Below are 7,927 nucleotides of genomic sequence, written 5' to 3' on the forward strand. Positions count from 1 at the left end.
GTCATTGGCCGGCGGCCCAGGGCGTTGGAACGACACCTCTTTGACCGCAGGATTGCCAACGATGTCGCGGCGTGCAGCGTGACGGTCCCGCTGTTTGGCAATTCCCCGCACGGGCGACTGGCTGAAGGCCACATAATTGCGCGGATTGACCGGCGAGCCCACTGGCTTTGCGCGCAGTTGCATCACCCAGGGTGCCGAGAGATCCGGGCTTATGACAACCGGCGGTTTGGTTGCGTAGCGCTCGCTGGCCATCGCGCCAGTCGCCATGCCTGCAGTCAGGCAAGTTGTCAAAAGCAGATAGGCAACTCTCATCGATCAGTTCTCTAGGCAGCAAACACTGCTGACAGGTTTTGTCAGTTTTCGGATTGAGTTTGCCTGCGCCCAGGTAGAAAAAAGTGAATCGCGATCAATAAAATGCGATTCTTTGCCCAAACCATCTGGTGTGGTTAGCGGCAGGTTTGCAAAACTGGTTAACGTTCGGAAAAGGCAGGCGAAATGCAAGACGACACTCCGGTCAAGACTGGCCTGATCACCGGCGAAGATGGTGACACCCGCTGCTTTTGGCCCGGCACCCTGCCGGAATACGTGCATTATCACGATCAAGAGTGGGGCAGGCCCGTCACCGACGATAGCCGGCTTTTCGAGAAGATCTGCCTCGAAGGGTTCCAGTCCGGCCTGTCATGGCTGACAATCTTGCGCAAGCGGGAGAACTTTCGCGAAGCCTTCGACGGCTTCGACTTTCACCGCATCGCCCGCTATGGCGAGAAGGATGTGGAGCGGTTGCTTGCCAATGCCGGTATCATCCGCCATCGCGGCAAGATCAGTTCCGCGATCAACAATGCCAAACGGGCTATAGAGCTCGTCAAGGAGACAGGCTCGCTTGCTGCCTATTTCTGGCAGTTCGAGCCCCCGGCGGATGAGCGTCCCAAAACGGTCGACTATTCGACACTCATTGCAAACCCGACATCGCCAACTTCGATCCGTCTGTCCAAGGATTTGAAGAAGCGCGGCTGGACCTTTGTCGGTCCGACGACAATGTATGCGCATATGCAGGCCATGGGTCTTGTCAACGACCACATCGAAGGCTGCAAGTGCCGCCAGGAAATCGAGAAGTTGCGCGCCAGCTTCAAACGGCCCGTTCCGGCTTCATAGCGTCGCGCATTCGCTTGCCAGTTCATCAATCCTTGCCCTTGAAGCCTTGATAGTCTAGAGCAAACCCGCTTCGGCAATCGCTCGAATTTCAAAGGTTTGGATCATCATCATGGCTTCGAAGGCAGACAGGGTAAAAGCGCGGCTGCCGCGCGGTTTTGTGGACCGTGTGCCGGATGATCTGCGTGCTGGCGAAAGGATGATGGCGGAGATCCGCAAGGTTTATGAACTTTATGGTTTCGAGCCTGTCGAAACCCCGCTGATCGAATATACCGATGCGCTCGGCAAGTTTCTGCCGGATCAGGATCGCCCCAACGAGGGCGTGTTCTCGTTCCAGGATGATGACGAGCAATGGTTGTCGCTACGCTATGACCTGACCGCGCCGCTCGCGCGCTATGTCGCCGAGAATTTCGAGAGTATTCCAAAGCCTTATCGCAGCTATCGTGCCGGCTGGGTGTTTCGCAATGAAAAGCCAGGCCCGGGTCGCTTCCGCCAGTTCATGCAGTTCGACGCTGATACCGTCGGTGCACCCTCTGTTTCTGCGGATGCGGAGATGTGCATGATGATGGCAGACGTCATGGAGGCGCTCGGCATCAAGCGCGGCGATTATGTGATCCGCGTCAACAACCGCAAGGTTCTGGACGGCGTGCTTGATGCAATCGGCCTCGCTGGTGACGAGAATATTGGTCAGCGCCTGACTGTGCTACGCGCCATCGACAAGCTCGACAAGTTCGGTCCGGATGGTGTGCGCGAATTGCTCGGGAAAGGCCGCCTCGACGAAAGCGGCGATTTCACCAAGGGTGCTGGCCTTGATCAGACCGCCATTAATAAGGTGCTTGACTTCACCTCTGCAGGTGGCTCCTCCGGTGGTAAAACGATCGCCAATCTGGAAGGCGTCGTCACCGGCAATGACAAGGGCACGCAAGGCGTCGCCGAACTTGCGACAATCGAGGCCTTGTGCTCGGCTGCAGGCTACGAAGGCCGTGTTAAGATCGATCCCTCGGTTGTGCGTGGCCTGGAATACTATACCGGCCCGGTATTCGAAGCAGAACTCACCTTCGATGTCACCAATGAAAAGGGCGAGAGCGTCGTTTTCGGATCTGTCGGTGGCGGCGGGCGTTATGATGGTCTTGTGTCGCGTTTCCGCGGTGAGCCGGTTCCTGCAACAGGTATTTCCATCGGCGTCTCGCGCCTGATGACGGCGCTGAAGAACCTCGGCAAGCTCGATACTTCCGACAATATCGGCCCCGTGGTCGTTCTGGTGATGGATCGCGATACGGTCAGCCTCGGCCGCTATCAGAAGATGGTTTCGGATCTCCGGCAGGCTGGCATCCGCGCCGAAATGTATCTTGGCGGTTCGGGTATGAAGCCGCAGATGAAATATGCAGATCGCCGTGGCGCGCCTTGCGTCATCATCCAGGGCTCACAGGAACGCGACAATGGCGAAGTGCAGATCAAGGACCTGATAGAAGGTGCACGCCTTTCTGCGGAAATCGAGGACAATGTTACCTGGCGCGAAAGTCGCCCGGCGCAGATCACTGCCAAGGAGAGCGATCTTGTCGCTGAAGTGCGTAAGATACTCGACGCGCAGGCCGAAGATCGCGCCAACGCATCGAAGGCTTGAGTAATTTCGGATGACCGCTTCCCGCGCCCCTGCTTTTTCTGGTGAACTTGCCACGCTTATCGCGGGGCGGGATGCGGAGCTTGTCGACATCCCAGTCATCCAGCCGGCCGACCAGTTTCTGGATATGGCTGGCGAAGACCTGCGCCGCCGGATTTTCCTGACCGAGAACGAGAATGGTCAAAGCCTGTGCCTGCGCCCGGAGTTCACAATCCCCGTTTGCCGCAATCATATCGAGCTGAACGCTTCGACGCCGAAACGCTATGCCTATCTTGGTGAAGTGTTCCGTCAGCGCCGCGAGGGCGGCAATGAATTCTTCCAGGCCGGAATCGAAGATCTAGGCGATGCCAACAGGGCCCGCGCCGATGCGCGTTCGCTTGCCGATGCGCTGGCTTCCATCCGCCTTGTCGCGCCGCACGCGCAGTTGGAAACGCTGCTCGGTGACCAGGCAATTTTCGAGGCAGTGCTGGCAGCGCTTGGTCTGCCGCGCGGCTGGCAAAAGAAGCTCGCGCGCGCCTTCGGCAATCCCGGACAATTGAAAAGCCTGCTTGAAGACCTTTCCTCAGACCGGCAACATGACACCTTGCCCGATCGCCTTGCGGTGCTTGTCGCAAAGGGCGACGAGACCGGCCTTGCCGCAGAACTCGAACAGGACATGCAGACCGCAGGCATTTCGCCCGGTGCTGGTCGCGCGCCGATCGAAATTGCACGCCGCCTGATCGAGAAGGCGACACTGGCTTCGGTGAAACTGCCTGCCAAGGCCTTCGCCGCCTTGGAAACCTTTCTTGCCATTCGCGTGCCGCTCCAGTCCGCCGCTGGCCAGTTACTCGCCTTCGCGCGCTCCAACGAGTTTGACCTTGGTCCCGCACTCGAACAATTCGAGGCGCGCGCTGCCTCGGTAATCGAGGCCGGTATCGGACACGAAAGCATCATTTATGACGCCGCCTTTGGCCGTCCGCTCGATTATTATACCGGGCTTGTCTATGAGACCCGTGCACTGAAAAACCCTGCACTTGGCGCCATTGTCGGTGGCGGGCGCTATGACCGGCTGCTGACCATGCTCGGCGCTGTCGGCTCCATCCCGGGTGTGGGCTTCTCGATCTGGCTCGACCGGCTTGAACAGATCGCCGGAGACGCCCAATGACCATTACATTGGCGCTCCCGTCGAAAGGCCGCCTTAAGCAAGAGGCACTGGAAGTTCTCAAGAAAGCTGGTGTTAACGTGATCCTGCCCAAGGATCAGCGCAATTACCGTGCGCAAGTAAAGGGCGAGAGCCAGATCGATATCCTGTTCCTCTCAGCGTCAGAGATTGCCCGCGAACTTGGCTATGGCAGCGTTGATCTTGGCGTGACGGGTGAAGATCTGATCCGCGAAACCCTGTCGTCCGCCGACGAACGCGTGCAGATAGAGGTCCGGCTCGGCTTCGGCCATGCGGATGTCGTCGTGGCCGTTCCTGAAGTCTGGTACGACGTGTCGACCATGGCGGACCTTGATGATGTTGCTGCGGATTTCCGCCAACGTCATGGCCGCCGCTTACGCATCGCCACCAAATACTGGCGGCTGACGCAACAGTTCTTCTCGCATATGCATGGCATTCAGGTCTATCGCATCGTCGAGAGCCTTGGCGCGACCGAGGGCGCTCCGGCCTCCGGCTCTGCCGATATTATCGTCGATATCACCTCGACCGGTTCGACACTGCACGCCAATCATCTCAAGGTTCTGGAAGACGGTGTGATCCTCAAGTCGCAAGCTTGCCTGGTTTCATCGCGCAGCACCGCCGATAGCAAGGCGGTCGCGGAACTGTCGCAGCGCCTCAAGGCTGCTCTGGCAGGCTGATCCTATCAACTCTCCGTGATTCCATGCCGGTTCTGTAACCTTTACGGCAATCCATACGTATTTCCCTTTCAGAAGGCCGGATGAAGTTCGGTATACTGAGCAGGGAGTTTAGCCATGATGACACGTCGAACGCTTTTTGGCGGTGCGATTGCAGGGCTTGGCGCATTCGTGGCGACACGGTTTGCCGGCACAACGGCTGCACGAGCGGCAGGCACTTTTGAAGTCGAGCACACGGATTCCGAATGGAGGAAACTCCTAAGCCCCGAGCAGTATTACGTGTTGCGTCAGGAGGGAACGGAAGCCCCGTTCACGAGCCCGCTCAACCACGAGAAACGCAAAGGCACTTTTGCCTGCGCAGGCTGCGACCTGCCACTATTTGATTCAGACACGAAGTTTGACAGCGGCACTGGCTGGCCGAGTTTCTGGTTGCCTCTCAAGGGAGCGGTGAACGAGACATCCGACAGTTCCTTTGGCATGACGCGAACAGCGGTCGAATGCCATCGCTGCGGCGGCCACCTCGGCCACGTCTTTGACGACGGACCGAAACCGACCGGCCTGCGCTATTGCATGAACGGTGTCGCACTGAAGTTCAAACCTGTAGCTGCGTGAGCACTCAAAGGACAATTGCCATGAAACTCCATCATTATCTGCTTGCTGCAACGATCCTCCTGTCACCCGGCTATGCGCTTGCCGGTGAAACAGTCACCATCGTTCCACCGCCTGCGATCGATCAGACAGCATCGGCCAAATCTGAGACGATCGTCCTTGCTGGTGGCTGCTTCTGGGGTGTCCAGGGCGTCTATCAGCATATGAAGGGCGTAACGCGTGCTGTCTCCGGTTATTCCGGTGGCAAGAAGGAAACCGCGAGCTATGAGATTGTGAGTGGTGGTGACACGGGTCACGCTGAGTCGGTCGAAGTAACATTTGATCCGAAAGTCGTCAGCTTGGGCAAGATCCTCCAGGTCTATTTTTCTGTCGTCCACAATCCGACCGAATTGAACCGGCAGGGCCCTGATTCCGGCACGCAGTATCGTTCGGCTATTTTCACGACAAGCGCCGACCAGGAAAAGGTCACCAAGGCCTACATCGCTCAACTCGACAAAGCCAAAGCCTATTCCAAACCGATTGTTACGCAGGTTTCGTCGCTGGAAAAATTCTACCCGGCCGAGGCCTATCACCAGGACTATGCGACCATCCATCCGTCGCAGCCCTACATCGCCTACTACGATTTGCCGAAGATAGAAAACCTGAGCAAACTGTTCCCGCAGGATTACCGCGACAAGCCTGTGCTGGTCAGCGACGGGCAAGCTTCTAACTGACCAGTATCTGCGAATAAAAAGGGCCGCATCTCGCGGCCCTTTTTACTTTGTTTTTGTCGTAATCAACCGCGTTTGGCGTCAACCGAAAGCGCGCCTGCACCATGCTGGGCCAGCACAAAGAAACCGCCGGCAATCGCGAGGTTCTTGAAGAAATTTATCTGGTTCGCCTGATCCCAGGGAGCCAGATGTCCGACAAGCGCCGCACCGATGGTAAACAGGCCGAGCAGGACTGCGGCGTAGCGGGTCTGGAAGCCAACGAGAACGGCAAGACCGCCAAGAAGTTCAACCAGGCCGACAATTACTGCAGTGACTGTTGGCAGCGGAAGGCCCTTGGAGGCGAAATATCCCGCAGTGCCGGCAATGGCCGTCAGCTTGCCGAAGCCAGCAGGAATGAACAGGATCGAAAGCAGGATACGGCTGATCAGCGTAACAATTGCATTGTTGGACATAAGGAAACTTCTCCGGGGTTTGTCGTAACAGCCCAATATCTAAATTCGATTGTCAAACAAAGCCACTATTTTCTCGACAGATTGTTCACAGTAAAATGATTTTCTAATCTTACTCCGGTGCAATCATTCGTTCTGGGCGAACAAGACGGTCGTAGTCTTCAGCCGAGACATGACCGCTGGCGAGTGCTTCCTCGCGCAAGGTCGTGCCGTTCTTGTGAGCTGTCTTGGCAATCTTCGCCGCATTGTCGTAACCAATCGCCGGAGCCAGCGCCGTAACGAGCATCAAAGAGCGCTCGAGCAGGTCCTTGATGCGAACTTCATCGGCTTCGATGCCCTCGACGCAGTTGTCTGCGAAGGAGATCATGGAGTCAGAAAGCAGGCGGATCGACTGAAGAACATTGAGTGCAATCACCGGCTTGAACACGTTGAGTTCGAAATGACCCTGGCTGGCAGCAACCGTCACCGTGGTGTGGTTGCCGAAGACCTGCGTGGCAACCATGGTCAGCGCTTCGGCCTGCGTCGGGTTGACCTTGCCCGGCATGATGGATGAACCGGGCTCGTTTTCCGGCAGCTTCAATTCACCAAGACCGGAGCGCGGCCCGGAACCCAGGAAGCGAATGTCATTGGCGATCTTGAACAGATCTGTGGCGAGCGCATTGAGGCTACCGTGGAAATTGGCCAGCGCGCCGTGACTTGCGAGCGCCTCGAACTTGTTCGGAGCGGTCTTGAAGGCAAGCCCGGTAATATCGGAAACCGCTTCGGCAAAACCAATTTCAAAGCCGACCGGCGCATTAAGGCCGGTACCGACTGCCGTGCCGCCCTGTGCAAGCAGGAACACATCGGCAAGGCTTTGTTCGATGCGCTTGCGGGCATATTCGAGCGCCGCGCGATAGCCGGAAAATTCCTGGCCTAGCGTAACTGGTGTCGCATCCTGTGTATGGGTGCGCCCGATCTTGATGATATCGGCAAACGCCTTTTCCTTCTTCGCCAAAGCGGCGATCAGATGGTCGAGTGCTGGATAGAGGCGTTCAGTTGCTTCGACAGCCGTGGCGATGTGGATCGCTGTCGGAAACGTGTCGTTGGACGACTGGCTCATATTGACATGGTCATTCGGATGAACCGGCTTTTTGGATCCCTTGGTTCCGCCAAGCATCTCGATGGCGCGGTTGGAAATGACTTCATTGGCATTCATGTTCGACTGGGTACCCGAACCTGTCTGCCAGACGACCAGCGGGAAATGATCGTCGAGTTTGCCCTCGATGACTTCCTCGGCAGCAACGGTTATGGCGCGGCCAAGCACTTCGTCGAGCTTGCCAAGGGCCATGTTGGTTTCCGCAGCCGCACGTTTGGCGATGCCGAGGGCGCGTACCAGGGGGATCGGCATTCTCTCGCCACCGATCTTGAAATTGTGCAGTGAGCGTTCAGTCTGTGCGCCCCAATATTTGTCCGAGGCGACTTCGATGGGACCAAAAGTATCTGTTTCGGTACGGGTAGAGCTCATCGTGTACTTTTCCTGTTGGGAGTTGGCGCAAGCACTACTGCGAAGCTCCGCG

8 protein-coding genes and 1 pseudogene are annotated in these 7,927 nt (G+C 57.3%); 6 read left to right on the forward strand and 3 right to left on the reverse strand.

Annotated elements, in window-relative coordinates; translation table 11 throughout:
- Nucleotides 1-312 (reverse strand): annotated as a pseudogene (locus AAAC48_RS14765) (L,D-transpeptidase); the annotation flags it as partial.
- Nucleotides 313-495: 183 nt separating this feature from the next.
- Here AAAC48_RS14765 and AAAC48_RS14770 point away from each other — a divergent pair.
- The 6 genes from AAAC48_RS14770 to msrA all read left to right on the forward strand — a co-directional run bounded on the left by AAAC48_RS14770 (nt 496) and on the right by msrA (nt 5,925).
- Nucleotides 496-1,152 (forward strand): DNA-3-methyladenine glycosylase I, encoded by a 657-nt coding sequence (locus tag AAAC48_RS14770; RefSeq protein ID WP_340654895.1) that lies wholly within the window; start codon nt 496-498, stop codon nt 1,150-1,152.
- A gap of 109 nt (nt 1,153-1,261) precedes the next feature.
- On the forward strand, nt 1,262-2,773 hold the full coding sequence (hisS, locus tag AAAC48_RS14775) for a histidine--tRNA ligase (RefSeq protein ID WP_340654896.1): 1,512 nt from the start codon (nt 1,262-1,264) through the stop codon (nt 2,771-2,773).
- 10 nt (nt 2,774-2,783) lie between these two features.
- Nucleotides 2,784-3,914 (forward strand): ATP phosphoribosyltransferase regulatory subunit, encoded by a 1,131-nt coding sequence (locus AAAC48_RS14780; RefSeq protein WP_340654897.1) that lies wholly within the window; start codon nt 2,784-2,786, stop codon nt 3,912-3,914.
- Nucleotides 3,911-4,606: an ATP phosphoribosyltransferase gene (hisG, locus tag AAAC48_RS14785; RefSeq protein WP_340654898.1), complete on the forward strand. Its 696-nt coding sequence runs from the start codon at nt 3,911-3,913 to the stop codon at nt 4,604-4,606. Before AAAC48_RS14780 ends, hisG begins: the two co-directional genes overlap by 4 nt.
- A gap of 114 nt (nt 4,607-4,720) precedes the next feature.
- Nucleotides 4,721-5,215, forward strand: a complete 495-nt coding sequence (msrB, locus tag AAAC48_RS14790) for a peptide-methionine (R)-S-oxide reductase MsrB (RefSeq protein WP_340654899.1) — start codon at nt 4,721-4,723, stop codon at nt 5,213-5,215.
- A gap of 20 nt (nt 5,216-5,235) precedes the next feature.
- On the forward strand, nt 5,236-5,925 hold the full coding sequence (gene msrA, locus AAAC48_RS14795) for a peptide-methionine (S)-S-oxide reductase MsrA (RefSeq protein ID WP_340654900.1): 690 nt from the start codon (nt 5,236-5,238) through the stop codon (nt 5,923-5,925).
- Nucleotides 5,926-5,987: 62 nt separating this feature from the next.
- On the opposite strand, the gene AAAC48_RS14800 is transcribed toward msrA, so the two are convergent.
- Together AAAC48_RS14800 and fumC are read right to left on the reverse strand one after the other, a co-directional pair.
- Nucleotides 5,988-6,374 (reverse strand): DoxX family protein, encoded by a 387-nt coding sequence (locus tag AAAC48_RS14800; protein ID WP_340654901.1) that lies wholly within the window; start codon nt 6,372-6,374, stop codon nt 5,988-5,990.
- Between the two features lie 109 nt (nt 6,375-6,483).
- Nucleotides 6,484-7,875, reverse strand: coding sequence for a class II fumarate hydratase (fumC, locus tag AAAC48_RS14805; protein WP_340654902.1), 1,392 nt, complete (start codon nt 7,873-7,875; stop codon nt 6,484-6,486).
- Between the last annotated feature and the right edge of the window lie 52 nt (nt 7,876-7,927).

The sequence above is a fragment of the Phyllobacterium sp. genome, assembly GCF_037994405.1.
In the GTDB taxonomy this organism is placed as follows: Bacteria; Pseudomonadota; Alphaproteobacteria; order Rhizobiales; family Rhizobiaceae; genus Phyllobacterium.

Coding starts and splice junctions, on each gene's coding strand:
- AAAC48_RS14770 (WP_340654895.1), top strand. CDS start 496: ATGCAAGACGACACTCCGGTCAAGACTGGCCTGATCACCGGCGAAGAT.
- hisS (WP_340654896.1), top strand. CDS start 1,262: ATGGCTTCGAAGGCAGACAGGGTAAAAGCGCGGCTGCCGCGCGGTTTT.
- AAAC48_RS14780 (WP_340654897.1), top strand. CDS start 2,784: ATGACCGCTTCCCGCGCCCCTGCTTTTTCTGGTGAACTTGCCACGCTT.
- hisG (WP_340654898.1), top strand. CDS start 3,911: ATGACCATTACATTGGCGCTCCCGTCGAAAGGCCGCCTTAAGCAAGAG.
- msrB (WP_340654899.1), top strand. CDS start 4,721: ATGATGACACGTCGAACGCTTTTTGGCGGTGCGATTGCAGGGCTTGGC.
- msrA (WP_340654900.1), top strand. CDS start 5,236: ATGAAACTCCATCATTATCTGCTTGCTGCAACGATCCTCCTGTCACCC.
- AAAC48_RS14800 (WP_340654901.1), bottom strand. CDS start 6,374: ATGTCCAACAATGCAATTGTTACGCTGATCAGCCGTATCCTGCTTTCG.
- fumC (WP_340654902.1), bottom strand. CDS start 7,875: ATGAGCTCTACCCGTACCGAAACAGATACTTTTGGTCCCATCGAAGTC.